A 26,839-nucleotide genomic window follows, 5' to 3' on the forward strand; every position below is an offset into this window, starting at 1 on the left:
TTAGATATAAGCATCCAGACTAACGAACGAATGATTACTGAACTAATGAACTTTTTTAACTACAAGCAAATGGTCGCAAACCAGTACTACGTCTCCGTGCTGGTTAATGATTTCTACGTGCTCGGTTACGGTGCCATATTCAGGTCTTTTGCTATCTCCTTTTTCAGAAATGGTTACTGTTGAGTGGATGGTATCGCCAATGAAAACAGGTTTTATAAAGCGAAGCTTATCGTAACCCTTCGACATGGCTTCGGGGTTGATCTCTGAAGCGGTAAGACCGATACCGATGCTGAAAATCATGGTGCCGTGTGCAATACGCTGTTTAAACGGTTGGGTAGCACACCACTCGGCATCCATGTGGTGCGGAAAAAAATCGCCGGTATGCCCCGCGTGAACAACAAAATCTGTTTCGGTTATGGTGCGGCCTAAGGTTACACGTTTGTCCTGTAATTGGTAATCTTCAAAAAATGTTGATTTGAAATACATAGCTTTCGTTTTTTTAAGCGATACAATCGCTTTTCTCTTTCATCCTCGTTGCAAACGAGGACGGCTGTTATTTTCTTAAATAGATTGCTTCGTCGTGCCTCCTCGCAATGACGATTATTTAACCTTCACCCCACCCGTATCGCTCGATTGATAGGCACTCTCTACAACTGCCATGGTATCGATAACATCTTCAACACTTGTATGTAGAACATCGGTTGAGCCTTCATTGTAGCGCATTAAATTGGCCATGGTACCGATAAAGGCTTCCGGAAACCAGGAACCCTCCAGTTTTACGGTTTGCCATAGTGGTGTTTTACCTGCTTCTACCAGGCAATATTCAAAAACATCAGGCACACCATGCGGATAATCCATCAATAAGCCGATTTTAGCTACAATGGCTCCTTTGGTTCCCTCCCATTTGATGTAGCTTTCCTGGTGATTTGGACCAAAATCATGATCGTGGTTGGTGTTAATTACCGCGTGCATGGTATCGCCATAATCGAATAAAATAGTAGAACGCGAAGAAGACAAACTTTTAGCCGGGTGTTTTAAGGTTTTAGCCAGCACACTTTTAGGATTGCCTAAAAATGAACGGATTAAATCAACATAATGGATACTGTGGTACTGAATTTCCAAACGCGGGTGAATAATTACATGCGGGAAAATTTCCCAGGGGGTTTTAACGGTAACACGCACTTCCATGTCGTAAAGCTCACCAATCAATCCTTTATCAATCAGGTGTTTTGCAGCACTTACAAAAGGTGCAAATCGCAACTGAAAGTTAATGGCCGCCTTAAGGTTTTTTGCCCGGCATAAAGCTAAAATTTCTTTGGCCTGGTTAAAATCATCGCCCATTGGTTTCTGTATTAAAACCGCTGCACCATCGGGCAGTTGCTTTAACGTTTCTATATACTGCTCGGGCATGATGGTAACATCGAATACCGTATTTTTTGGTGCTGCGGCAACTGCCTCGGCAAGGGTATCAAAAACATGCGGAATACCGAAAGCATCGGCCAGTTTCTGTGCCCTTAATTTGGTACGGTTTACAATGCCATAAACTTCGAAACCAGCGATTTTATATGCAGGCAGATGGGCATCAGCCACAATTCCACCAGCACCAATAATGATAATCGGCTGTTTGGTTTCGGGTAAAGTTGGTTTATATTGGATATCGATACTCATTTAATTCAATTTGTTAATCTGGTTTTGAGCTGCTTCAATTAAACTTGAAGATTCTTCCGGGCTGTGCATCGCTTTCAAAACCATTTCATCAATAATTTTGGCTATTTGTGTCCAGTTTTTATGCTGCGGCAGCATGTTGGCCACCTCATGCAACTGTTCTAATTTGTGGTAATAAGGAATAATTTCATTCACTTCGGGATCTTTCCAGGTCGACAAGCGGCAGCCGATGCCCCCTTCCAGCGTCAGCAGTTTATCTTGCTTTGTATTAGTGGCAAATTTCAGAAAATCGTAAGCTACATCCTTGTTTTTACTGCCTTTGGCAATGGTGTAAAGCCAATACACATTTAAGGATGCGGATGCCTTACCGGCAGCTGCAGGCAGTAAATCTACCCCAACTTTCCCTTTTACCTTCGAATTTGCATCTACTTCGCACATTCCGGCAAAGCCAAACCAGTTAATCATCATGGCGGCTTCGCCATTGGCAAAAGCCACTCCGGCAGCCACCGATTCAAAATCTTTTGATTGAGGATGAACAGCGGTTTTATCGTTCACTATTTTCCGGTAAAAATCAAGGCCATCAACAGCGGGCTGGCAATTAATGCTGATATTTCCAGCTTTATCTACCAGGCTGCCTCCCCTGGTCCACAGTTGGAGGCAAAAATCGAAAACCGTATTGTGACCGTCGGGATAACAGGCAAAGATGCTCCCGTACAGCTTATCGGCCGGGCGGTTGAAAAATTGAGCTACCTGATGAAAATCTTCCCAGGTTTGGGGTACTTCGAGCACCTTTCCATATTGTTTTAGATAATTGGCCTGCTCGGATTCGTTTTCAAACAAATCTTTGCGGTAAATGAAACACTCCGGACCATCGTGAAAGGGCAATCCTACTACTTCCCAACCAAAACGCTGCAAGCTCAATAAAGATTTGCTCCAACCCTTAGGAAAGCCTACCGGTTTATTGGTGTTGATGTAAGGGTTTAATATCTCAAATGCCTGACTCAGGTAACCTTCATACACCCAATCGGTATTGATGTGGGCAATATCGAATAAACCATTTGCCAAACCTTTACGTGTAATGGTGCTCTCGTAAAGTTCGTGTAAATCCATAATCACCAATTCCAGTTGAAGTGTGCAACCGGAAACTGCACAGTAGCTGTCCCAGAATTTCTGCATAGCAGATTCGAAGGGACCAAATTTACGTACGGCAATTCTGAAGGTATCGGCTTGGTTAGGCATTGGCAATGGTACTGTGTGTAATAAATTCTTTGATGATTTCCTCGTTGTCCTGACCCAGTTTTGGCGAACCTTTTGGTGAAGTTAATAATTCTCCATCAATACGGATTGGGCATCTGGTGGTTTCATATTTATAGCCATCCAACATTTGAACTTCCTGTATCATATTTAATACTTTGAAACCATCATGTTGCATTAAAGCGTTCCAGTTTAGTACATCCGAACACCAGATATCGGCTGGTTCTAATTTTGAAAGCCATTTTTCGGTGGTTTGGCTAAGCAAATGACTGGCTAATATGGCTTTAATTTCATCGCGTTTATCGAAAGCTTCGCTCACTTCAACATAATCTTCGAGCTTTTCGCAGCCCAGCAAATTACCCAACTGAGGAATAGAACCCATGGCCAGCGCCAGGTAGCCATTTTCGGTTTGGTAAATGCCATAAGGGGCACCCAAATAGGCATTTGCATTGTTCTGCTTCGATCTTTCGGGCAAAGCACCACCATCGTTCATAAAGGTTGTAATGGTTTCAAACTGAAAATCGTAGGCCGATTCCATCATGCTAACCTGCACAAAACCACCTTCGTTTTTGATGGCCTTGCGGTATAAACAGGCTAATATTCCCTGGGCGAGATGTGCACCTGCCAGCATATCTACTATGGATAAGCCCATGGCAACCGGACCACTATCTGCATTGCCGGTAAGGGAGGTTAATCCGGTAACAGATTGCAATAACAAATCCTGTCCGGGTTTATTTTTCCATTCGCCATCAGTTCCATAGCCCGAAATTTCGCCGTAAACAATGGCCGGATTTAAAGCACTAACGGATGGGTAATCGAAACCTAAACGTTCCATTACGCCCGGCCGGAAGTTGTGGATCATCACATCTGCTTTTTTAAGCAGCTCGCGTACCATTTCGCAATCTGCTTCGCTTTTTAAATCAACTTCAAAACTTTCCTTATTCCGGTTAATGGCATGAAAAACCGACGATTCGCCATTCATAATCAGATTTGAAGTGTAAAGGGTACGACAAATATCGCCTACCCCTAAACGCTCAATTTTGATTACACGGGCACCCATATCAGCCAAACGCAAACTCGCAGAAGGCCCCGAAAGGAACTGACTGAAATCGATAACTAAATAATCTTCAAGCGGTCGCATAATTTTATTTTTTATATTCTGTATTCTTCTCCCGTCGTCCCGACCGTAGCGGAGGGATCTGTTTTAAAAGATTTCTCCATTTCGCTGCGCTCCAGTCGAAATGACGACTATCTATCGGTTGCTTTGTGGTTCGTGTCACCACGAAACACTCTAAGTTATTCGTCATCCCGACCGTAGCGGAGGGATCTGTTTTAAAAGATTTCTCCATTTCGCTGCGCTCCAGTCGAAATGACGACTATCTATCGGTTGCTTTGTGGTTCGTGTTACCACGAAACACTCTAAGTTATTCGTCATCCCAACCATAATGGTGGGATATGTTTAAAGTAAACATGATCGTCATGCTGATCCGATAGCTATCGGATTTGTTTCAGCATCTCTTCTACTGTAAACAGACCCTGAAATAAATTCAGGGTGACGGATTGTCTATTTTATTTCAAACTCCCTGTTAATACTTTCCGTATCAAAACCTAGTTTGGGTGCCGCTTTTTTGGCAAATAACTTTCTTTGGTTCAACCGGATCGGGCTTACCGTGGTTTTGATACTTTTTACTCCGTCCAAATCAATCTGTTGCTCAATGTTCAGGTTTTTATAGGTACTTAAAGCAGTGGCTGTTTGGTAATTGAGCACCTCGGCACACCAGATACCATTACTTTCTAACAGGTTAACCCAGTTGCCGGTATTTTCCTGTTTAAAGGTTTCGGCCAACCGTACAATTAATTTATCGCGGTTTTCGAAAGCTGAACCTGCTTCAACGTATAAATCTGTAATGTCGCAATTGATAATGGCGCAAATATTTGGCAGGTTTCCCATGGCCATGGCAATATAACCGTCTTTGGTTTCGTACATGCCATAAGGCGCACTTAAATAAGCGTGCGCACTTCCTTTAGCACCGCTTCTATCTGGTAATTTTCCCCCATCATTCAAATAAGTGGTAATTACCTCAAACTGCACATCTAAAATCGATTCGAGCAGGCTCACTTCAACCAGTACACTTTTATTGGTTTTGGCTCTTTTAATTAAAGCTGCCATGATTCCCTGTACCAGGTGATTACCGCACATAATATCCGAAACAGATAAACCAAATGGAACGGGGCCATCAGTATCTACCCCCGATAAAAAGGTTAAACCAGAAACCGATTGTACCAATAAATCCTGGCCGGGTTTGTTTTTCCACGGTCCCTCATTGCCATAGCCGGTAACCATGCCGTAAATAATTTTCGGATTAATTTGTTGTACCCGGACATAATCCAGGCCAATTTTCTCCATTACTCCGGGCCTGAAATTATGCGTCATCACATCCGCTTTGGCAATCAATTTTTTAAGCTTTTCTAAATCTTGCGGATTTTTTAAATCTGCGGTATAACTTTCCTTATTGCGGTTAATGGTATGAAAAAGCAAACTGTCTTCATCAACAAACAGATTTTTGATCGATAAAGCGCGGCAGGCATCGCCGGTTTGAGGTCGCTCGATTTTAATTACGCGCGCGCCCAAGTCGGCCAGTTTTAAGCCAGCCGATGGTCCTGCCAAAAACTGACAGAACTCTAAAACCAAAAGTCCTTCTAACGGCCTGTTCATGATACTGCTAAGCTTTTAGATTTTTGATATAATTCGTTCAAAACAGTTAAAACTGTTATTTCATCACCTTTGCCCATCAAATAATCGCGCACTACATCGCCGGCATGATCCTGAAAATACATCGAACCATGATAGCGCGGACGGAGAAATGCACGCTGCAAGGCAGGTAAGGTATTTGAAAAGTAATTCTGGCTTTGCCGGTTTACTTCTTCATTTTTCCAGGCTGCCAAATGACCTGGCTGACCTCCACTTTCGAAATATAGTGTTGACTGACAAGCTGGTGAACCAACAAACTCAGCATATTTGGCCGCCATTTCGGGATTGGCACATTTGGCAGAGATAGCCAATCCGGTGCCGCCCAGTGTGCTCCTCAAATTGGTTTTTCCATCCAGCGAGATCATATCATGGAAATGCAGCACTTTGCGCGCATAACCATTTCTCGAATAATTGGAATATCCGTAGGCAAAAGGACAATAGGCAATTTCGTCGGATAAAGTCATGGCTTCATAAACCTGAATCGGATTCCTGCTAAAGTTGGCCGGATCTATTTTTGATGCCAGTTGGCGATACATTTGCAATGCTCTTACACCGGTTTCGATCGATACTACCTGATCATCGCTTTGGCAGGGATCTTCGCCCAGAGAGCAGCAAAGGGTGTAAAAATTCATTAAAACATCGATCGGGATGCCTGCAAAAGCGACCAGACCGGCGTCGGCCAAAGCGAGTAAATCTTCGAACGATTTTGGTAAAGAGAAGCCTCTTTCTATTAATAAATCTGGCCGGCTGGCGGCAACAGGCGTAGCAGCATCAATGGGTAAAGCCCACAAATGACCATCGTAGGTATAACTTTCGTATGATTGCCCCAACGAATTGTTTTCCTGATCTTTTAAATAGGCCTCGCTAAGGTAAAAATCTAAAGGAACAATTGATTTGGTTTTGGCCGCAAAGCCAGCCCAGGGGTGATCGATTACCAGCAGATCGAAATGTTCGGCCAGTTCCTGGATAGAGAAATCGGCAAATTGCTGCAAACTCCGCTTTTCCCAGGTGATGTTCACATTAGGGTGCAATTCTGAAAAACGCTGTGCGGTTGCCACCATAGGCAATAACCCACGACTGTGGTTCCAGGTTATTCCTTTTAAATTAATCGTCTTCTCCACTTAATCTTATTATTTAATGTTTTTATTCTTATTCGTCATGGTTCGTGTCGACACGAATCATCGTTTATATTTCCAGTTTCGGTCGGTGAAACACCAACCGATAGGATTAATTTTTTTGTTCCGTCATTTCGAGCAAAGTGCAACGGAGTCGAGAAATCTGATTATAGATCTCTCCATTTCGCTGCGCTACAGTCGAGATGACGACTTTTTCTCTAATGGTTGGTGTCCCCACCGACCATGTATTTAGGCCTAATTCCCTTCGGTAACTTTCCTGCTATGAACTGCATTTATCTCATCATTTACCCGTATTAATTACTATTGATGATGAGGACAAACCTGCCGATGTTGCCGTTAATTGAATTGTTCCGGCTTTTTCTGTAGCCTGTAAAATAGCCAGACATAAACCATGAAAAGCTTTGCGGTAACTGGCTTTAAAAGGCTCCAAACTAGCCTGAAAACCATTGTCTACCCCCGCAATAAAACCTGCACCTGCTACTTTAAAATCAACAAGGTTATCGGCATTCGGCACTACATTTCCGGCTGCGTCTAAAATACGTACGGTAATAAAAGACAAATCCTTACCATCGGCTTTGATCTGTTTCCGATCTGCTATCAATTCAATTTTAGCAGGATCGCCAGCAGTTTTTATTTCACGAACCAGAACCTTTTTTCCGTTTTTGCGCGATACCGCTTTGAGTGTACCCGCTTCGAATTTTACATTCCATTGCACGTGCAGATCATCGTTCTGTTTTGATTTTTTGCCTAATGATTTTCCATTCAAATAGAGTTCTACCTCATCGGCCTGGTTGTAATAAGCCCAAACCTCAACCAGTTTACCTGGCTCCCAGTTCCAGTGTGGCAAGATGTGTAGCACGGGCTTATCAGTCCATTCGCTTTGGTACATGTAGTAGGAATCTTTCGGGAAACCTGCTAAATCTACAATACCAAAATATGAGCTACGTGCCGGCCATGGATAAGGTAGCGGCTCGCCCAGGTAATCAAAACCTGTCCAAACGAACAGTCCCGAAACATGGTCATATTTCTTTGCTGCTTTCCAGGTTTCTTCGTGTGTAGAGCCCCAATAGGCCGAAACATTGTCGTAGGCAGATGCCGACCATGCTGCATTCCCTTCTGTGAATTTTGTTTTTCCGTCTCTCGGCCAGCGGCGAATGGTATCGGCAGTATCGTAAAAACCTCTGGTTTCTAATGCTGAAGTGGTTTCGGTAGCCAGAAATTTAACACCCGGATAATTTTTAGGCCAGTCTTTATACAGTTTATGGTTATAATTTAAGCCATAAATATCCAAAGCATTGGCTTGGTAAATAAAGTTTTTCTTCGCGTCGGTTTCGGTCAGGGCCGAAATTACAGGACGGCTTTGATCGAGGTTTTTAACGATTGAAACCAGTTCTTTTGTGATGGCTACACCAGTACTATCGAACTGCTCGCGGATCTCGTTACCAATGCTCCAAAGGATAATAGACGGATGATTACGATCGCGGAGGATCATATCTTCCAGATCGCGCTTGTGCCATTCGGCGAAATTGAGGTGATAATCGTTTTTGTTTTTCTTCTTTGCCCACATGTCAAAAGCTTCATCCATAACCAGAAAACCCATTTTATCACATAAGTCTAAAAATTCGGGTGCAGGCGGATTGTGTGCCGTACGGATAGCGTTTACGCCCATCGCTTTCATGATTTCGAGCTGACGTTCCATGGCGCGTACATTAACAGCAGCACCTAAAGCACCTAAATCGTGATGCAGGCAAACACCCAATATTTTGGTAGGTATTCCGTTTAACGAAAAGCCCTTTTCGGCATCGAAATGGAAAGTTCGGAATCCGAATTTAGTTTCGTAAGTATCGATGGGCTTGTTGTTATGAAGAATTTGAGTAACCAGTTTATACTGAAAAGGCTTAGCCAACGACCAAAGCACCGGGTTTTTAAGCAGGCTTTCGCTGTTGACGATTAACCCTGCCGTATCAATTTTGATATTTTGAGGCTGTGTTTTTGAAATCAATTTGCCATTGGCGTCGTATATGGTGTGCACTAAAGCTACTGCCTGCAGTTTGAGGGTTTTGTTCGCAATTTGGGTTTTTATACTCACCTTGCCTGTAGCATCGGTAGTTACAAATGTTCCCCATTTTGCAACAGCTACCTTTGCTGTTGAGATTAGCCACACATTTCTGTAAATGCCCGATCCTGAATACCAGCGCGAATCGGGTTGTGCAGAATTGTCGACCTTTACGGCCAGGATGTTCTTGCCGGGTTTTAAAAACTTACTGATCTCGTAAGAAAACGAGCTGTAACCATAAGGACGCTTGCCCAGATAGTGGCCGTTTACCCAAACTTCGCTGTTTTTGTAAACGCCATCAAATTCAATACTGATCAATTTGTTTTTGAAGTTGGCCGGCGCAGTAAATTCTTTTCTATACCAGCCAATACCGGTTGGTAAGCCTCCACCCTCTGGTTTTGCAGGGTTTTTCTCGTCGAACTTGCCTTCAATGCTCCAATCGTGAGGCAGTGTTAATTTTCTCCATTTCAAATCGTTATAAGTAACCGATTTTGCCTTTGGTTCATCGCCTAGGTAAAATTTCCAGTCTTTGTTAAAACTGATTCTACTTCTGGTTTCCGTAATCCTGTCGGTTGGTGTCTCACCGACCGAAGATTGGCTATACTGGCTGGGGAGACACCAACAAGCAGGAATTCCATTCCGCTTTACTTCAGTCGAAATGACGAATAAGGCATTTGCCCCGCAATATTGCGCACCTAATAATCCCGATAGGAAAATAATCAAAACCTTATAACTGCCCGGTATTCTCATTTCTTAATTATTGAACAAAATTCACTTTACTTTTTCCTAAATCTTTCGAAGTGGCTACGGCAATGCCACGCTGGTCTTGTTTATTCACCGCGCAATAAAAGTGGTACACCACATCCTTATATTTGATTACAAATGATTTGTGTGCATACAGCTCATCGTACTTTTCTGACGATTCGATCAGGTTGTTGCCTGTCCAGTCGGTCCAGTTTATCAGGTCTTTAGATGCCGCGAAGCGGTTGAAAGAACCTTTTCTGTCCTGCCAGAAAGCACCGAAGTAAAACATCACGTAATTATCGCCTATTTGTTGGATCACGGCATCGCCGGTTATCCCAACCGGATGGTGAACCACCGGATTTTTCATAAAGCGTTGCCAATGCACCATGTCATCAGATACTGCCATACCAATACGTTCGTACCAGCGTGTTTTTTTGTTATTCGCCAGCGAATCGCCAACAGCATTGTAGTACATTACAAAAGGATGGCCGGTTAACTTTTTCTGATCGGCAATCACCGTACTTTTAAAAAGTTTATGACGGTTTTCCCACCAGCGTACATCGCTGTCGAGCGAGCTTAATACAGGTTTATCCAATCGTTGCCACTCTTGCACAACTGAAGGATGTTTATCGGTGTATGCCATACCGATTGATAGAGGCTCTACCTCGTATCCCCGTTCTTTACCACCGAAGTACGACATCCAGTATTTGCCATTAAAGCTTTTGGCCTGGTAACTTCCACCCCATCTGATATCTAAAAGAGCATTGTAACCGGCTTTTTGGTTATCGTCCCATTTACCCGAATCGGCAAACGACATTAACTTACCCTGGTTTTCCCAATGCAGTAAATCGCTGCTTTTTGCCATCCAGGTTTCGTAACCTCTGCCGCTAAAAATCAGGTAAGTCATGTACCAGTATTTACCTTTTCTAAATATGGTTGGACAATCCATTTTATGGTCTTTGTCATTCGGAACCATTACCAGTCCGTATTTGAAAGGGGTTTTAACTTCCTGGTAAATCTTTTCCATCTCGGCAGCAGATACTGGATTTTTAGTATCCTGAGCCAATGCATTAGCCGTCGTTAAAATGCCAATTAGGTATATCCAGATCGTTCTCATGTTATTTCACCTTAAATTTATAATAACCTGAACCGATAGCCACTTTCATTCTGCCATTAGCTGTACCCATGTTTTGGAAGGCCGAATTATTGGCTTCTGAAAGACTTTGCTGAGGCGAAACCGGAATATAAACCACAGCAGTGGTATTCACCGGAATGTTTATCGCTATCTCAAAACCATCAGCCGTTTTTTCCCAGTCGGTTGAAATGTTGCCATAAACAGATTGGTAGGCCGTATGGGCCGAAGTTAAATCGCCCACCACTTCGGGGTAAATTTTAATCTGGTTAAAGGCTACCGAATTTTCAACCTGGCGAATGCCACCAACCCCGCTGTAAAACCATTCCATTAAATGCCCCAGCATAAAATGATTATTTGAAACACTGGGTAATGCTGCCCAGCTTTCGGTTAAGGCAGTAGCACCTTTGGCCAATTGCATACCATACCCCGGAACATCACTACGGCTATTCATATCGAAAATCACATCCGAGCGGCCGGCATCTTCTAAAACCCGCAACACATAGCGGTAACCAATATCGCCTGCGGTTAAACCATTGTTGTTGTTTTTGATGTCTTTGATGAGGTTATCGATTACTGCCTGCTTGTCTTTTTCTTCAACCAGCCCCATATAAACGGCCATGGCATTTGCCGTTTGACTGCCAGAGCCATATTGTTTGGTTTGCGCATTAAAGAATTTGTTGTTAAATGCTTCACGTACCAATACCGCACGATTGGCATAAGTCAGTGCATCAGCTTTTTTGCCCAATAAGGTTGCTATTTTTTCGAGTACTTTTAAATCGTAATGGTAAATGGCAGTAGCGGTAATCCCCATTGGGGTGAGCTGCGAAACGCCCGGAGGTTTTGGTCCGAGGTCATACCAATCGCCCAAACCTTGCGAGAGGATGTGTTTATCGGCTTTTGTACCTAAGTATTGAATGTAACGCTGCATGGTTGGGTAATGATCAACCAAAGTTTGTTTATCGCCGTACCATTTGTACAAATCCCAGGGTACCAGAATACTGCTGCTTCCCCACTCAGGCGAATCGCGGAACATATCGCCACCCCATTCGAATTTAACATATTCGGGTGCGATTTCGGGAACCAGACCATTGGCCAGCTGTGAGTTTTGCATATCCACTGCTGCTTTTTCAAACAAAGGTGCCGCGGCATAATTGTAATTTACCGAGCTGCCCATTAAATGCAGCTGTTCCAGCCAACCCAGTTTTTCGCGGTGCGGACAATCGGTAAATATGCTTACCATGTTGCTTTTTATTCCCCAGTTAATCAGTTGAAAGGTTTTGTTGAATAATTCGCTGGAAGATGAAAATTTACCAACTGTTTCGGCAGCATTGCGTATATGCAGGCCTTTTAAATACTGAATCACAGCTTTCCGGGATGGATTTTCTTTTCCCACCGGTACGCCCCCTTTAACCTGCAGGTACCTGAAACCGCTATAAAAAAATCTGGGTCGCCAGGTTTCTACTCCGCTACCTTTTAAAATGTAGGTGAAATATGATGGGCCGCCCATGTTTTTCTGGGTAGCGGTGCCATCTTCTTTTAAAAGTTCTGCAGGTGTAATGCGGATGGTATCGCCTTTTTTGCCACTTACTTTAAGTTCAATAATGCCCGAAGCATTTTGTCCAAGATCATAAACCCATTCGCCATTAGCAGTTTGGGTAATCTGCTGTGCCTGAAAATGATCGAAAATTTTTAAAGGTTCTTCTTTTTGTGCATTTAGCTTTGGTCCGTTAACCAACAAGGCGTTTTTCCATTGGCTATCGTTAAAAACCGGCAGGTTCCAGTCCTTTTGCGCTAAAGTGGCATTGTAATCTTCGCCTCCGTAAATGCTCGAAAAAGTAACTGGCGAAGGTGCCGTTTTCCAGCTTTGGTTGCTGATTACATTTCCTGAAGTTCCATCGCTATACTCAATAAACAAACGACAAATCATTTTTGGGAAGCCGTAGGCAACTTTTAGTTTCCGGTACCTTTCTTTTACCGGTGGAATGTAATAAAAACCATTGCCTAACATTACCCCAACTGCGTTTGAACCTTTTTTAAGATGTCTGGTAATATCATAGGTTACATATAAAGCTTCGCGGTCGTATTTTGTCCAGCCGGGAGCTAAAAAATCATCTCCTACCTTTTTGCCGTTCAAAGTCATTTCGAAATGACCTAAGCCTGAAACAAAGGCAGTAGCCCTTTTAATGGTTTTGCTAAGGGTAAAATCTTTGCGAAACATAGGCAGAATATTATTGCCATTAAACTTATCCTTTTTACCATCTGTAGGTAACGCATTAACGTTAGAATCGGCCAGTTTTTCGTAAGCAATCCATTGGGCACCTTTCCAGTCAGCAATATTTAACAAGCCCATTCCGAAAAAAGCCGGTTCGCTCCAGGCAGATTCATTCCCCCAATTATCCCATACTTTAATTTTCCAGTAGTATTTTGTTGCCGGTAATAATTTTTGACCTTTATATTTTATCTGGATAGATTGATTGGTAATGGTTTTTTTAGAATCCCAAACATCGCCTTTGTTTTGCTTTAAAGTGCTCAGACTTGTGGCCACTAAAATCTGATATCCCTTTTGCAGCACATTATGCCGCGTAGATACCAACTGCCAGCTTAAATGTGGCTGAGTTACGTCAATTCCAAGCGGATTTGAGCGGTATTCGCAGCTTAAGCGCGACACCTTAATCTCCTGGGCAAACAGCGAAAAAGTGAACAGGTAAAGAAAAGAAAAGATTACAAGTTTGTTCATTAGCCGTATGGTATTGCTCTCGATGCTTTGATTTAGGTTTATAGTTGGTTATCGTGTTCAATTTAGTTAGAAATAAATTCTCGGCCTGTATTAAATAAGCTGTAGAATTTGCTTAACTTTAAATTTTACATGTAATTCAAATATAAATCTTTTTTTTAAATATGAAAACATATATTGTTGTAATAATTATATAATTTCGTTCTGAACGAGAAATATGAAAGCATTTTGTATGTTTGAAACTGTAAAAAATACGATACAACCAAATTAAACCTGTATGAAAGAAAATGAATCGAAGTATCAGGCGCCAGCTTTAGATAAAGGACTTGATATTTTAGAGTACCTGTCGTCTCAATCCATCCCACTATCACAAACCGAAATAGCCATTGGTATAGAAAAAACACCCAATGAGATTTACCGGATGTTAATGAGTTTGGAAAGCCGCGGTTATATTCTGCGCGATGAGGTTTCGGGGAAATACCGGTTATCGCTTAAACTTTTTTACCTGTCGCACCGCCACTCGCCTATTGATGAGCTGAGGAAAGCAGCGCAGTTTCCTTTGGAAGAACTGGCCAATTCGATACGGCAATCGTGTCACCTGAGTATTCTGTACATGAACCAGGTAATGGTAATTATCCACGCCAAAAGCCCGGGGCCAATTGCACTTTCCATCGAAGAAGGGAATTTGTTTCCTTTGCCATTAACTGCATCGGGTAAAGTGTTACTCGCTTATATGCCTGAAGCAGAAAGGAATACCGTACTGAAAAACAATGCCATTTTTAAAAAATATGCCAAGCCACAGCAGGAAGATTTCTTAAGTTCTTTAGCTGATATTCAACAAACAGGCTCTTATTTCAAAAACAGTGATGCTGTTTCGGGCGTAACTGATATTTCTGTGCCCATTGGTATTGCCAATAATAAAGGGATTATTGCCTGTTTAACCATTTCGATGCTGAATGCTCTTAATGCCGATCAGGCGATCGAAAGCGATGTAATTTTGGCCGAAGCCAATAAATGCGTTAAAAAAATAGAACAAAGAATTGGAGTTTAGGCGTTTGCATTGGGTTTAACCCAATGCAAACTCAGGCGTAATTATATTGTTAAAATGTTTGATATTTGATTAAATGTATATATGTTTGTACATATAGATTGACTAACAAATAGCGGCTTCAGTATGGGGCAGCATAAACAATATAAACTACAACCCTATGAATAAAAATATAGCATTAGCCATGCTGGTTGCATTAGCCGTACCCGGTACATCGTTGGCTCAAACCAAAGCTATTGCGCCAAAAGCACAAAAAAATGTAACACCGGCTGTAATGAATCAGGTTAAAACTATGGCCGAAGCACTGATTAAAAAAGGTTTTACCGCTGGCGATGGTTATGGCGAAGTATGGATCAGGGATTTGAATACCTTTATCGAATTGAGCTGTAAGGTTAACGATAAATCGCAGATCAGGAAACACCTGATTACATTTTTCCAGTTTCAACAGGCTGACGGATCTATTCTGGATGGCTATATCCCGTCAAAACAGGCTGGCTCGGAAGGTACTTTTTATAAATCAGACCTTGTACCGGGATATCTTGGACATAAAAATACGGTAGAAACCGATCAGGAAACCTCCTTGATTCAGGCCATTGCAAAGTATATCAATATTACAGGCGATAAATCCATTTTAAATGAGCAGGTAGCCGGCTTACCGGTTAAAAAGCAAATGGAAAGGGCTATGGATTTTCTGTTGAAAGAAAGGTTTAACGAGAAATATGGCTTGATTTGGGGTGCCACTACTGCCGATTGGGGCGATGTACAACCCGAGCAAGGCTGGGGCGTGGTAATTGACGAGAACACCCATAGGGCGATTGATATTTACGATAATGCCATGTTTTTAATTGCGATAAACGACTTTATTGAGGTTGGGGATTTAAATCCGGCCGAGATTACCAAATGGAAAGGCATTTACAAAAGCGTTCGCCAGAATATTAACAAATATTTATGGGATGATAAAGCCCAGAAATATATCCCGCATATTTATTTAAACGGCTCCCCTTTTCCGGCTTCGTTCGATGAATCGAAAGTTTACTATCACGGTGGTACAGCGGTTGCAATTGAAGCTGGTTTGCTAAGTAAAAAACAGGTAAAGGAAGCTTATGAAAAAATGCAGAAAAACGTAAAAGATGCCAATGCTGCAACCATCGGCCTTACACTCTACCCTGTTTATCCGGCCGGTACCTTTCAGAATAAAGTTATGGGGCCATATTCTTATCAAAATGGTGGCGATTGGACCTGGTTTGGTGGCAGAATGGTTACCCAGTTAATCAGGTATAATTTATTGGCAGAAGCCAAAGAAGCACTAGACCCGATGCTGGCACGTGTAATCAGCAATAATGGATTTTACGAATGGTATAGACCCGATAATAAGCCAAAAGGTTCATCGAGTTTTAGAGGCGAAGCCGGCGTATTGTGGACCGCAATAACAGCACTGGAGAAAAAGAAGTAGTTTCTAAGTAAAAACCAAAAAAGGGATAGTAAACCAGGTGTTTGCTATCCCTTTTTTTGGCGGATCGTCATTCCCGCGCAGGCGGGAATCTTAAAACGATTACTAATTGAAATTAAATTGATGCTAATGAATTCTCCCCCGAAATGACGATCCCGGAGTAAAAAATCAATACGTATCTTTTGGTTCTTTACCTAGCTTTACTACTAACTTCCCGCCATTTTGGATATCCTTAAGTTTCATGAAGGGCGTTTTTAAAGGCTTACCGTTTAGCGAAAATGACTCCACATACCGGTTTTCGCTATTATTATTATGTAGGGTTACAATTTCGAAATCTTTACCGCTGAAATATTTCTTATTGCCCTTGATTCTGATCGTATTGAAAACTGGCGCAGAGAGGCCTGTTTCTGGTGAGGCATCGGTAAAGCCCTTCACATCAAAAATACCCATCGAAGCCAATACATACCAGGCACCAAGCTGTCCCTGATCTTCATCCTGCCCGTATCCGTAACCGTGAATACCTTCGGTGCCATAAAATTCATCCATAATTTTTCTGACCCATTTTTGCGTAAGCGATGGTTTGCCTGAGAAATTAAAAAGCCATGAAGTGTGCAGATTGGGTTGATTACCGTGGTTGTAAAGTCCTTCCAGTCCCGAAAAAGCATCTAATGTTGTTCCACCTCCAAATTTATTTTTTTCAGATACGGTGAAAATGCTATCCAGTCTGCTGTTAAAATCAGCTTTACCAATGGCTGCAATTAAAGCGTCCGGGTTTTGGGGAACATAAAAAGTATATTGCCAGGCATTTCCTTCCTGAAAACCTCTCCAGGCCTGTTTCGGATTGAAGTTGGAAATAAAATGGCCATATTCATCTTTTGGCCTGATGAATTTGGTTGCGGGATCTAAAATGGTTTTCCAGGCATTGGAAAGTGTAGTTAACTTCTGGTAATCGGCTGTTTTATTTAAAATTTTTGCCCATTGGCCAACTGCGTAGCAGCTGAATGCATATTCTAAGGTATGCGAGGCCGAAAACTGCCAGCGTTCGCTGGCACCACTACCGCTATCCAAATGATTAACGTAACCATATTTCAAAAACCGATCTAAATCGGGCTTTCCTGCACCAAATGGCCGGTTTTGAAACGCTAATTCATTTTTGAGTGCAGCCTGATAAGCGGTTTTTACATCAAAATCGCGTATTCCTGAGTTGTATGCTGCTGCCATGGCCAGGCTCACGAAGTTGGTACCCACGCCAGATACGTACCGGCTATTGGCAATCCCGTCAGATAACCAGCCCGAATCTTTATACACCAGCAACTGACTTTTAACCCAATCTGAATAATACTCAGGATAAGCTACAGCCCACAGCTGGGTTAAATTCCAGAAAGCGCCCCAAATTGCATCGGTATTGTAATGGTTATGTAGCGGAACATGGTTCTTATCCAGCGGGATCTGACCAATCCCTCCATCATTTTTAGGGTAAGCACCATTTACATCGCTTGCCAAACCACGTCCTGATAAGGCATGGTATAATCCGGTATAAAACTTCGTCAGATCTGCTTTATTTGCCGAGGTTACCCTGATTCTTCCCAGATAGCTGGCCCATGTATTTAAGGCCTGTGCCTTAGCCTGATCAAAAGAAAGGTTTGAAGCTTCTTTAGCCAGGTTTAGTCTTGCGTTTGCGATTGATGTATACGAAAGTCCGGCTTTTAAGGTAATGCTTTCCTGCTCTTTTGTAGTAAAAGTGAGGTATAGGCCTGCTCCTTTGCCACGGGTGCTCTTGTTTCCTGTGGTAATTTCGCCACCGTTAAATGTGCCAAATTTTAAAGGCTTTTTACTGGCTACAGCAGAGAAGTACATTTTTACGTTGGCACCAGGCTGATATTTCTGTACATATACAGGTTTCGTAATTACATAACCTTCAATTCTGCCATCACTGGTGAGGTAAACCCTTGCATCACTTACCTCTCCGCTCTCTCCCTGTTGATGGCCAATATCGAAAAGGATGTGTGCTTCGGTTGATTTTGGAAAAGTATAGCGATGAAAAGCTACCCTTTTAGTAGCTGTTAGTTCGGCTTTAATGCCATAATCTTTCAACAATACCGAATAATAGCCTGGTGTGGCAGTTTCATCTTTATGATCGAAAGCAGAACGATAACCGGTTTCGGGATGTTCCAAAGTTCCTGCCAGGGTTTGCAGTTTTCCGGTTGATGGTGCAAAAACAACCCCGCCAATCTGAAATTCGTGAAAATTGGCAAAACCCTCGATAGAAGTATGCCTTTGGTCGTATCCTACAGCTTCCCAGCCACTTTTATTGCCATAAGAGCCGTTGGTTGATGGTGCGGCTTTAGCCATCCCAAAGGGAACTGCCCCGGGTGTAAAATAAAACCAGCGGCTGTGCGCTGTACCAATGCGTGGATCGGCATAAGCCAGCAAATCGTGGTCTGACTGTGCTTTAACCGGTTTGTAACATAAATTAAGCAGCAGTAAAACGGCAAGTTTGTGCTTTATATTCATAGGTGAAGTTCTTTTTAGTGAAAAAACACAGGCTTATCTGCTTCCTCTTTCCAGTCATTTTCTATCTCTTCGAGCGATTTACCTTTGGTTTCGGGAAGCAATTTATAAACTGCAATAAAGGCTACGATACAGAAGAAGGCGAAAAACCAGAAAGTACCCGCACTACCCAGTTCGTTTAGCAAGATTGGTGTAATTTGCCCTACTATTGTATCGGCTACCCACATAACCATAATACTAATGGCCAATGCTCTTCCGCGTATGGCTCCCGGGAATATCTCTGCCGCTACCACGAATTTTAAGGGGCCAATTGAACAGGCAAAAAAGGCGAGGAAAGCCAAAACGCATACCAAAAGCCAAATGCTTGAGGTTGCGTTAAAATAAAAGCATATACCGGTTAAGATCAGCGAAATCGCAGCTCCGGCAGTTCCGTATAAATAAAGTGGCCTTCTTCCCCAGCTATCCACTTTCCAGATGGCAAACAGGGTAAAAAGTACGTTTGCCAGACCAAAAATAACCTGACTGATGAGAGAATTACTTAACGAAATGCCCGCATTACCGAGTATTCTTGGTCCGTAATAAATAATTGCATTAATGCCGCTAAACTGCGAAAATAAGGGTAATAAAATGCCGATTAACAAGGCTTTACGCATTGCTGGTGCAAATAATTCTTTATATGAATTTTTAGTGCCGTTGCTTTCAGTTGCAAACTGATTGGGATCAATTTCTGAAGGCGCTTGTCCGTTAATTTTACTGATAATTAAAGTACCTGCAGCGATATGGCCTTTTTGTATCAGCCATCGAGGGCTCTCCGGAATGAGCAATAGTCCGAATAAAAATAAAACAGCAGGCAACACACCCATACCCAACATGCCCCGCCAAACTTCCTGATTGAAAAGCTTGCTCAAGGCAGAAGTATCAGTGAGAGCTGTTGAAGCACCGCTTAATAAGGCTGCATTGCTGAGGTAAGCCACCAATATACCCAGTGTAACTGCAAACTGATAATAAGTAACTAAACGGCCTCTAATGTGCGCAGGTGCGATTTCAGAAATGTATAAGGGCACCACATTGGAGGCAATACCGATGCCAATACCACCTAACAGCCGGAATGCGATAACGCCCGGCAGATTGGGAAGTAATGCGCAACCCAGGGCCGATGCAACAAAAAGGATAGCCGTTAAAATCAGTGGTTTTTTCCTTCCAAACCTGTCGCTCAGTTCGCCCGAAAGCGCCACCCCAATGATGCAGCCCAACAAGGCCGAAGATACAAACCATCCTTCCTGAGAGGCACTTAATGCAAACTGCTTTTGCACCAGCGGTAAAACTCCTGATATAACGGCCATATCGAAGCCGAATAAAAAGCCGCCCAGCGATGCTACCAGCGTTATTAAAAAAACACTGCTTCTTTTTTGCTCACTCATAATTTTTATTTTGGTTAAAAATTTAATTGGTTTTGACCATGGATTGTAAATCCACATCAAATCTGACCGCTGTTTTATAAAGTTACAGCAGTCAGGTCATCTTTTACAAATGCTTTAATTACTTTAGCCCTTCCACTTCCCGCATTAATCAGCGTATAACTTTCGGCGGCAGCCGGAACTACAAAAGTTTCGGCATAATGGAATTCACTCAGCTGGCCATCTGTATTTTTTAATTTGATGGTTGTACCCTCCACCAGCATCAAAATATGGCAGGCATTATTGGTTTTTACCGTGATTTCACTGTCAAACTCCATGCGGTGAATATCATAAAAATGTTCGATGTGCGTTGGCAGATGGATCAACTCCCAATCCCCTCCTTTTTCAATCACCGATGGTTTCGAAATCAGCTCGTTGGTTACCACCTTCCCTTTCCGGTTAAAGTCAAGGTTTTTTAAAGCATGTTCAATGTTAATTGGCCGGGGCTGACCATCCAGACCTAAACGAACCCAATCGTACATTTTAAAGGTAAAAATATAAGGTGTTGCACTGATTTCGAGTACCAGGTTGTTGGCACCGGCACTGTGCACCGTACGGTTTGGGATTAAAAAAAGATCATGTTTCTTCGCATCGTGTACCTGCACAAAATCTTCGATATTTATTTCCTGTTTTAGCTGCTGACTTTTAACTAATGCCTGATTAAATTCAATTGGATTGATATCTTCCTGAAAACCCAGGTAAACTTTAGCATCCTCCTTACATTCAAGAATATAATAAGTTTCATCCTGCGTAATGTTTTCGCCAAATTCTTCGCGGATGTATTTCAATGAAGGGTGACATTGGATCGAAAGATTTCCACCACTCATCGTATCCAGAAAATCAAACCTGATCGGAAATTCGGTGCTAAAAACCGAAGCATGTTTACCCAATACAGCCTGATTTTCGCTAAACATCAGAAAATCAAAAGTAACTTCTAACAGGTTCCCGTTACTTTCGAATACTATGCCGTTTTCGGGAACAATCATTTCGAAAGACCAGGCATAATTTACCTCATCTTTATTTAAACCTTTAATGTTTTCCTGCAACCAGTGACCGCCCCATGCGCCTGCTTCGAACCATGGCCTAACCCGAAATACCGACTGGCTGATGTGTTTTAAGCCTTTCTTCAGTTCATTTGCCTCGATCCACTTTACCGATGATTTGTGCTGGGCATCTGCAACGATACTAATGCGGTTTAAAATTTCTGCTTTGTGTTTATTCAGCACTTCCCAATCTACAAAATAAAAGCGCTTGTACATTTCGAAAGCACTAGCAGTAGTGGCAGCTCCCAGGTTAGTTACAGAGCCTGCACGCATGCGGTACTGGATTTCATTTTTAGGAATATCGAGGTAAATGATTGGTGCATCCCAATTCGCTAATGAGGCACCCATTCCAATTACAATATTTATTTCACAAGCAGTGTCGGGCTGGATTTGGCTAAATCCAGGTTTGAAAAAATCTGCAAGCTTAAGCGTAGTTTTTTTACCCCAAACACTTTTTGCTTCACCCAGAAAAGGATTTACCAATTCCTGTACTACATCTGCACTTTTCATTTGGCTTGTTGTACGCAGCCAGTTAACTTTTAGATGCTTATTGGTAAAGATTTGTTGTAAAGCCAGTTCTGTTTCGCGCCAGAAAATACCAACATAACCATCTATAATTACCGTTCTTTTTTCAATAATCCAAGAGGCCAATGCAGCATAACCATCAAATATTTTGCCCTCACCCAAAGCATGAACCGGGTACAGATTATAAGCATCTGCCGGCTGATTGAAATGATTGATATTTTCTGGTAAAATGTTTTCTCCACTTTGTCTCCATTGTTCAGTGGCGGGTGTTTCCTGAGGATTATTTTTTACTTCCATAAACGGGCTACTATCTTATTAAAGAACAAATGTATATATGTATATACATTTATCCTAATGTTTTATTTAATTTCTTTTACCTAGCTTGAATAATAAGCCTTTAACTACCATCAGTTACTTTAAATAGCAATAAGGATGCATACATGTGTTGTTGTTTGTACATGCTTTTTCTATCTTTGTTTCAACAGCATAAGCGTAATTGTAGTATTTAAAGCATTGCTGCATAAAAAATGAAATTTTCAATCGATCATAAAAGCCCTGTGCCTTTGCACATTCAGGCAGAAGAATTATTGCGGAATCTGATTAAGGATCCCGAATATGCCACTAAATTTCTGCCTAACGAAGTGGATATGGCTAAGCAGCTGGCCATATCGAGAACAACGTTGCGCCAGGCCTTAAACAAATTGGTTTATGAGGGCCTGCTGATTCGTAAAAAGGGTATCGGTACTAAGGTTGCTGAGGTTTCGGTTAGTTCGAAAGCAAGCAACTGGTTAAGTTTTTCGCAGGAAATGCAGGCAAGAGGCATTCCGATTAAGAATTTCGAACTTCACATCAGCTGGGTATATGCAGATGAGAAACTGGCCCATTTTTTTGATATTGGTACGGATAAAAAGGTTCTGAAGCTAGAGCGTTTAAGGGGAAAAGAGGAAGGCCCTTTTGTTTATTTCATCTCTTATTTTCACCCCAGGATTGGCCTAACGGGCGATGAAGATTTTAAACGCCCTTTGTATGAAATCCTGGAAAGAGACCATTCGATAATTGCGAATTTATCGAAAGAGGAAATTAGCGCCAAAGCTGCTGATAAATTTATGGCCTCCAAACTGGATGTTGAGGTTGGGAGTCCCCTGCTTTTTAGAAAACGTTATGTTTTTGATCAGGGAGAACGGCCAATTGAATATAATTTAGGCTATTACCATGCCGATAGTTTTGTGTACACTGTAGAAAGCAGACGGGATAGTTAAGCTGATATTAACCGGGAACGATCAACATGATTTGATGGTTCCCGGTAATTTTAAATGCATACTAGTAATTGTAGCGAACGCTATAGTTTCTACCCTTTTCTATTGTGATTTCGTACAAGTTATTTCCTATTGATTTAATTTCTGCTCCATTTGCCACCGGTTTAGACTTGCTTTTAATCCTTAACTTTCCGGTACCAACAGCGGCATTTATCCTGATTTCCTTTTTGTTCATGTAAACCGCGATATCGCCATTTGCCGTAGGTACTTTGCCTTCCATCCAGGCCAAACCTCCTAAGTTGGGCTCGATGGTGTAGGTTTCGTAACCTGGAGAATCAGGACTAACGCCTAGATAATATTTGCCCAGTAAATAAATCGGGCTTGCACCCCAGGCATGACAAAGGCTTTTTCCGAAAGGCCGGCCGTACATGGCCAAATGCTCGGTTCCTTTCTTGTTGGGATCATATTCTTCCCAGAAAGAAGTAGCACCGAGTTTAAGCATACCACCCCAATAGTTTTTCATCTCTTTTAATACGTATGATTGTTCGCCCATGGCACAAAGTGCTTCCAGTTCATAAAAACGCATGTATGGCGTGGTAATTTTATTGATGCTGTCGTTCAGCAATACATGTTCTTTTACCGCCAGCTTTTGTTCAGGCGTAAAATAATCGAAAAAGATGCCGAACATATTGGCGTAACGAGTTACATTTTCTGTCGGTTTACCTGCCACCCTGCTGTGTACCAAAGCATGTTTGTTCTGGTTCCAGTACAAATCAAATATTTTGGCTTTCAGTACTTTGGCCTGTTCTTCATATCTGGCTGCACTTTCGGTATCGTTGGCGAGTTTCGCGCATAATGCCATGGTTTCTAAGCTACGGGCATAAAGCAGTTGTTCGAAACTTACTTCGCCATCTTTACTCAACTTATCGGCCCAATCAATGAAAATCCAGTCGCCCGGCATCCATTCCAATAAGCCATTTTTGTTTTTCCGCCCATCGATGTAGGTCATTAAGGATTGCATCCTGGGATAAATGTCCTGCACAAATTTTTTGTCGCCAGTAAATTTATAGTAATCGTAAATGCCCAAAAACCAATAGAAAGAGTAATCCATAATGGTATTGATATGTGCTGTAACCGGATCTTTGCCACGTTGGGCCAAAAGGGTTCTTTTTACCGTTGGTGCATCAAAAAACGAATAATAGTTCATCAGGTAACTCTGGTAGGCATCGCCGCTCCACACCCATCTGTCGCGTTTAATCCCGTCGATAAAAAACTCGCGGGTATTGAGGTGGAAGGTATATTTGGCAACGTCGTAAATCTTGTTCAGCTCCGCATCTGAGGATTTAAAACTTCCTCTTTCGCTAACCGGCGCATACTCATAAAGCATAGAAACGGAATCGGCAGAAATACCGCTTCCGGGCTGAAAGTTAACATAGCGGAAGGCTTTGGAGAGCGGCATTACCGAATCTTTTTTACCGGCCAGATCAATATCCAGGTAATCGAGCGTTTCGCATTTGTCGGTTGATAAGGCTTCTTCTTTTGATTCGCCGTAATAGATACTGAGTTTGCCTTTACCTTTTAAACCGTGTATTTTTATAAAGCCAAAGGTTTCTTTGCCAAAATCGGCTACATAACCGGCTCCGGCTTTATCCGTTTTTACGGAAGCTTGTGCAACAACAGGTAATTTAAACGCAGATGGTAAGCTGTTAGGGTCGGTTAAGCCCCATGAGCCCGCCGAAACAAAGGTAGTACCCGATTTATCGGAAGTTTTCCCACTCGCATCAATCCATTCTTTATCTTCGAAGGTGGCTAACCAGCTTTCATCTGATACAACAGTTTTGCCCTGCACAAAAATGGCGGGCACTGTAGCCTGACTATATACTTTCAGGCTAAGTTTATGCTTCCCGGCAGGAATTTGGATGGATTTCGGGAAACCGGTAATGGCCTGTCCGTCTATTTTAACGTTATAAGTGCCTTCTACAAAGAGTTTAACCTCCTCGGGTTGGCTAAGTGTAAATTCTTTATGGAAATCGACCAGCACATAATGGCTATCCATTTTCCAAAATACAGGAAAAAACGAACCACGTTCTGTTCGCCGGTTCTGCATCACATTGCTCATGTAAATATCAAAATCGCCTGGATACCAGATCCACGATGCTTTTTGCGCAAAAGTCGGGATTACCATTGCCTGGAGCAAGGTAATGAAGAGTATTTTTTTTAGGTTTTTCATATTTTTTATTTTGGTTCGTCATCTCGACTGAAGCGCAGCGAAATGGAGAGATCTATGCTAGTTAGAGATTTCTAGTGCCCGTTAAAGAAAATATATAGTGCAAGCATTACAACGGCCAGGGCAATCCACGAAATCCAAACCATTCGGTCGGGTTTTTCGATATTGGCTTCGTGTGCTTCGTTAGCCGTATAAACGCTGGGTGTTCTATCTAAAAGTGAAATCAATATGGCGATAACCAATAAGCCTGCAAAAATCAGGAAAGACAGCATCAGGTAATGCGGCCAGAAAGTGTATTCGCTGGGTGGCAAAACCCATAAATAAACAATTCCGGTGCTCAGACTCAGTATTGAACCGATTGATAACGTAAAATTTACGGCCTTACGGGTAGTGCGTTTCCAGAATACAGTCAACAGAAAAACAACTGATAGTGGCGGAGCAATAAAACCGAGCACAGATTGAAATACATCAAAAAGGTTTAATCCTTTAATGTTATCGATGGCCAGCACTACGATTACAGCGAAAAGACAGCCTGCAACCACAGTTAAACGGCCTATATTGATAATCTGCTTATTAGTAGCCTGTGGATTAATTTTCTTTACATACACATCCATGGTGAAAACGGTACTCAAAGAGTTTAATGAAGAGCCGATGGTACCAACCAAAACCGCAATCAGTACCACAATCACTAAACCATTCATGCCCGGAGGGAAAAGATTGGTTACCATGGTCATGTAGGCTTCGTTAGGATCTTTCAGGTTAGGAAAAAGTACATAACACAATATGCCGGTTACGATGAATAAAGGCAGCGAAAGGATTTTTAACCAGCCGATAAAGCTTACGCCCAATTGTCCTTGCTTAAGGTTTTTAGCGCCCAAAACCGACTGCACCATGGATTGATCGGTACAGAAAAAAGCTACAGCAGCTACCGGATAACCTAAAAGTATAGCATACCAGGGATATTTTGGATCACTTGCAGGCTGTATCAGGTTCCAGAAATGACCAGGTGTTTTACTATACAAAGCCGAGATGCCTCCAACCTTGTGCAGGCCTAAAAGGGTAAGTGAAAGAGATACAGCAATGAGTAAAATCATCTGGAAAACGTTAACCTTGGCAATGGCTTTTAAGCCTCCAAAAAAGGTAAACAGGCCGGCAAAAGCAACCAAAACGGTAACCGATTGCCACATGGGGATGCCTAAAATCTGCCGTACCAAAAAACCGCCTGCAAACAGGCCTAATGATAGCCAGGAGATTAAAATCTTAACCAGGGCATACCAAGCTAGTATATTTTGGGTCGAATCGCCATAACGGTTCCCCATAAACTCGGGCATGGTGCTTACCCGCGCAGCCAGGTATTTCGGTGCGAAAACGATAGCAAGCAGAAATAAGAAGATGAAGGCATACCAGTCAAAATTGACGGCCACAATGCCTGTGGTGTAGCCGATACTGGCAAAGGCCAGCAGCATGGATGGACCTACATTTGTGCCCCACATGTTGAAACCAATACTGGCCCAGCCTAACGATTTATTGGCTAAAAATAAGGTTTCATCTTTGCTTTTTTTCTTCGAAAAACTGGCGCGGTACCCAATCACCATGAGGATGATAAGGTAGGCCATTACGATGATGTAATCTAAACTGGTTAAACGTTCTACAATGTTGTGCATTTGGTTAGTTTGGTTTTTTATTTGTTTGCCACGGAAACACGGATTGGCACGGAATTACTTCTTTATCCGCCCGCGGTAGGTGCCCTTTAATTTGTCGTCATTGCGACTGTAACGGAGAAATCTAATACATTCAATTAAAGATTTCTCCATTCCGCTGTGCTCCAGTCGAAATGACGACCATC

Annotated in this window: 17 protein-coding genes; 3 read left to right on the plus strand and 14 right to left on the minus strand. The window is 42.3% G+C overall.

Annotated features, from left to right (window positions below):
- Positions 1-42: 42 nt before the first annotated feature.
- The 9 genes from HWV58_RS06390 to HWV58_RS06430 form a co-directional block, all read right to left on the minus strand.
- Positions 43-486: a MaoC/PaaZ C-terminal domain-containing protein gene (locus tag HWV58_RS06390; protein WP_175633294.1), complete on the minus strand. Its 444-nt coding sequence runs from the start codon at positions 484-486 to the stop codon at positions 43-45.
- A gap of 114 nt (positions 487-600) precedes the next feature.
- A complete protein-coding gene (locus HWV58_RS06395) occupies positions 601-1,668 on the minus strand; it encodes a Gfo/Idh/MocA family protein (protein WP_175633295.1) in 1,068 nt (355 codons plus the stop codon).
- Positions 1,669-2,904, minus strand: a complete 1,236-nt coding sequence (locus HWV58_RS06400; RefSeq protein WP_175633296.1) for an extracellular solute-binding protein — start codon at positions 2,902-2,904, stop codon at positions 1,669-1,671. It abuts the gene before it with no gap.
- Positions 2,897-4,060, minus strand: a complete 1,164-nt coding sequence (locus HWV58_RS06405) for a CaiB/BaiF CoA transferase family protein (protein WP_175633297.1) — start codon at positions 4,058-4,060, stop codon at positions 2,897-2,899. The genes HWV58_RS06400 and HWV58_RS06405 overlap by 8 nt, the downstream gene beginning before the upstream one ends.
- A gap of 423 nt (positions 4,061-4,483) precedes the next feature.
- Entirely contained in the window at positions 4,484-5,635 is a 1,152-nt protein-coding gene (locus HWV58_RS06410) for a CaiB/BaiF CoA transferase family protein (protein WP_175633298.1), read from the minus strand.
- Complete coding sequence (locus HWV58_RS06415) at positions 5,632-6,792, minus strand: ABC transporter substrate-binding protein (RefSeq protein ID WP_175633299.1); 1,161 nt, start codon at positions 6,790-6,792, stop codon at positions 5,632-5,634. Before HWV58_RS06415 ends, HWV58_RS06410 begins: the two co-directional genes overlap by 4 nt.
- A gap of 295 nt (positions 6,793-7,087) precedes the next feature.
- A complete protein-coding gene (locus HWV58_RS06420) occupies positions 7,088-9,613 on the minus strand; it encodes a sugar-binding domain-containing protein (protein ID WP_175633300.1) in 2,526 nt (841 codons plus the stop codon).
- 7 nt (positions 9,614-9,620) lie between these two features.
- Positions 9,621-10,724: a glycoside hydrolase family protein gene (locus HWV58_RS06425; RefSeq protein WP_175633301.1), complete on the minus strand. Its 1,104-nt coding sequence runs from the start codon at positions 10,722-10,724 to the stop codon at positions 9,621-9,623.
- A gap of 1 nt (position 10,725) precedes the next feature.
- Positions 10,726-13,479 carry a family 78 glycoside hydrolase catalytic domain gene (locus tag HWV58_RS06430; protein ID WP_175633302.1) on the minus strand — a complete coding sequence of 918 codons (2,754 nt, stop codon included), beginning with the start codon at positions 13,477-13,479 and terminating at the stop codon, positions 10,726-10,728.
- Between the two features lie 274 nt (positions 13,480-13,753).
- On the opposite strand from HWV58_RS06430, the gene HWV58_RS06435 reads away from it, so the two are divergent.
- Positions 13,754-14,527 (plus strand): IclR family transcriptional regulator, encoded by a 774-nt coding sequence (locus tag HWV58_RS06435; protein ID WP_175633303.1) that lies wholly within the window; start codon positions 13,754-13,756, stop codon positions 14,525-14,527.
- A 157-nt stretch (positions 14,528-14,684) separates the two neighbouring features.
- A complete protein-coding gene (locus tag HWV58_RS06440) occupies positions 14,685-15,977 on the plus strand; it encodes a GH36-type glycosyl hydrolase domain-containing protein (protein WP_217706956.1) in 1,293 nt (430 codons plus the stop codon).
- A 165-nt stretch (positions 15,978-16,142) separates the two neighbouring features.
- Here the strand turns inward: HWV58_RS06440 and HWV58_RS06445 are convergent, their stop codons facing one another.
- From HWV58_RS06445 to HWV58_RS06455, 3 genes are all read right to left on the minus strand, one after another.
- Positions 16,143-18,488 carry a GH92 family glycosyl hydrolase gene (locus HWV58_RS06445; RefSeq protein WP_175633304.1) on the minus strand — a complete coding sequence of 782 codons (2,346 nt, stop codon included), beginning with the start codon at positions 18,486-18,488 and terminating at the stop codon, positions 16,143-16,145.
- A gap of 14 nt (positions 18,489-18,502) precedes the next feature.
- On the minus strand, positions 18,503-19,906 hold the full coding sequence (locus HWV58_RS06450) for a sugar porter family MFS transporter (RefSeq protein WP_175633305.1): 1,404 nt from the start codon (positions 19,904-19,906) through the stop codon (positions 18,503-18,505).
- Positions 19,907-19,980: 74 nt separating this feature from the next.
- A complete protein-coding gene (locus tag HWV58_RS06455; protein WP_175633306.1) occupies positions 19,981-21,807 on the minus strand; it encodes a class I mannose-6-phosphate isomerase in 1,827 nt (608 codons plus the stop codon).
- Between the two features lie 230 nt (positions 21,808-22,037).
- Here HWV58_RS06455 and HWV58_RS06460 point away from each other — a divergent pair, with 230 nt between their 5' ends.
- A complete protein-coding gene (locus HWV58_RS06460) occupies positions 22,038-22,769 on the plus strand; it encodes a GntR family transcriptional regulator (protein ID WP_124561410.1) in 732 nt (243 codons plus the stop codon).
- A 61-nt stretch (positions 22,770-22,830) separates the two neighbouring features.
- On the opposite strand, the gene HWV58_RS06465 is transcribed toward HWV58_RS06460, so the two are convergent.
- Positions 22,831-24,996 (minus strand): alpha-L-rhamnosidase-related protein, encoded by a 2,166-nt coding sequence (locus HWV58_RS06465; RefSeq protein ID WP_175633307.1) that lies wholly within the window; start codon positions 24,994-24,996, stop codon positions 22,831-22,833.
- Between the two features lie 71 nt (positions 24,997-25,067).
- A complete protein-coding gene (locus HWV58_RS06470; RefSeq protein WP_175633308.1) occupies positions 25,068-26,657 on the minus strand; it encodes a sodium:solute symporter family transporter in 1,590 nt (529 codons plus the stop codon).
- Positions 26,658-26,839: the final 182 nt, after the last annotated feature.

Origin of the sequence: Pedobacter ghigonis (assembly GCF_903166585.1) — a bacterium.
Taxonomy (GTDB): Bacteria; Bacteroidota; Bacteroidia; order Sphingobacteriales; family Sphingobacteriaceae; genus Pedobacter; species Pedobacter ghigonis.

What these genes read in the sequence shown, in the direction of transcription:
- HWV58_RS06405 (WP_175633297.1), bottom strand. Translation starts at nt 4,060, where the DNA reads ATGCGACCGCTTGAAGATTATTTAGTTATCGATTTCAGTCAGTTCCTT.
- HWV58_RS06420 (WP_175633300.1), bottom strand. Translation starts at nt 9,613, where the DNA reads ATGAGAATACCGGGCAGTTATAAGGTTTTGATTATTTTCCTATCGGGA.
- HWV58_RS06460 (WP_124561410.1), top strand. Translation starts at nt 22,038, where the DNA reads ATGAAATTTTCAATCGATCATAAAAGCCCTGTGCCTTTGCACATTCAG.
- HWV58_RS06400 (WP_175633296.1), bottom strand. Translation starts at nt 2,904, where the DNA reads ATGCCTAACCAAGCCGATACCTTCAGAATTGCCGTACGTAAATTTGGT.
- HWV58_RS06440 (WP_217706956.1), top strand. Translation starts at nt 14,685, where the DNA reads ATGAATAAAAATATAGCATTAGCCATGCTGGTTGCATTAGCCGTACCC.
- HWV58_RS06390 (WP_175633294.1), bottom strand. Translation starts at nt 486, where the DNA reads ATGTATTTCAAATCAACATTTTTTGAAGATTACCAATTACAGGACAAA.
- HWV58_RS06395 (WP_175633295.1), bottom strand. Translation starts at nt 1,668, where the DNA reads ATGAGTATCGATATCCAATATAAACCAACTTTACCCGAAACCAAACAG.
- HWV58_RS06435 (WP_175633303.1), top strand. Translation starts at nt 13,754, where the DNA reads ATGAAAGAAAATGAATCGAAGTATCAGGCGCCAGCTTTAGATAAAGGA.
- HWV58_RS06430 (WP_175633302.1), bottom strand. Translation starts at nt 13,479, where the DNA reads ATGAACAAACTTGTAATCTTTTCTTTTCTTTACCTGTTCACTTTTTCG.
- HWV58_RS06445 (WP_175633304.1), bottom strand. Translation starts at nt 18,488, where the DNA reads ATGAATATAAAGCACAAACTTGCCGTTTTACTGCTGCTTAATTTATGT.
- HWV58_RS06455 (WP_175633306.1), bottom strand. Translation starts at nt 21,807, where the DNA reads ATGGAAGTAAAAAATAATCCTCAGGAAACACCCGCCACTGAACAATGG.
- HWV58_RS06425 (WP_175633301.1), bottom strand. Translation starts at nt 10,724, where the DNA reads ATGAGAACGATCTGGATATACCTAATTGGCATTTTAACGACGGCTAAT.
- HWV58_RS06470 (WP_175633308.1), bottom strand. Translation starts at nt 26,657, where the DNA reads ATGCACAACATTGTAGAACGTTTAACCAGTTTAGATTACATCATCGTA.
- HWV58_RS06450 (WP_175633305.1), bottom strand. Translation starts at nt 19,906, where the DNA reads ATGAGTGAGCAAAAAAGAAGCAGTGTTTTTTTAATAACGCTGGTAGCA.
- HWV58_RS06410 (WP_175633298.1), bottom strand. Translation starts at nt 5,635, where the DNA reads ATGAACAGGCCGTTAGAAGGACTTTTGGTTTTAGAGTTCTGTCAGTTT.
- HWV58_RS06465 (WP_175633307.1), bottom strand. Translation starts at nt 24,996, where the DNA reads ATGAAAAACCTAAAAAAAATACTCTTCATTACCTTGCTCCAGGCAATG.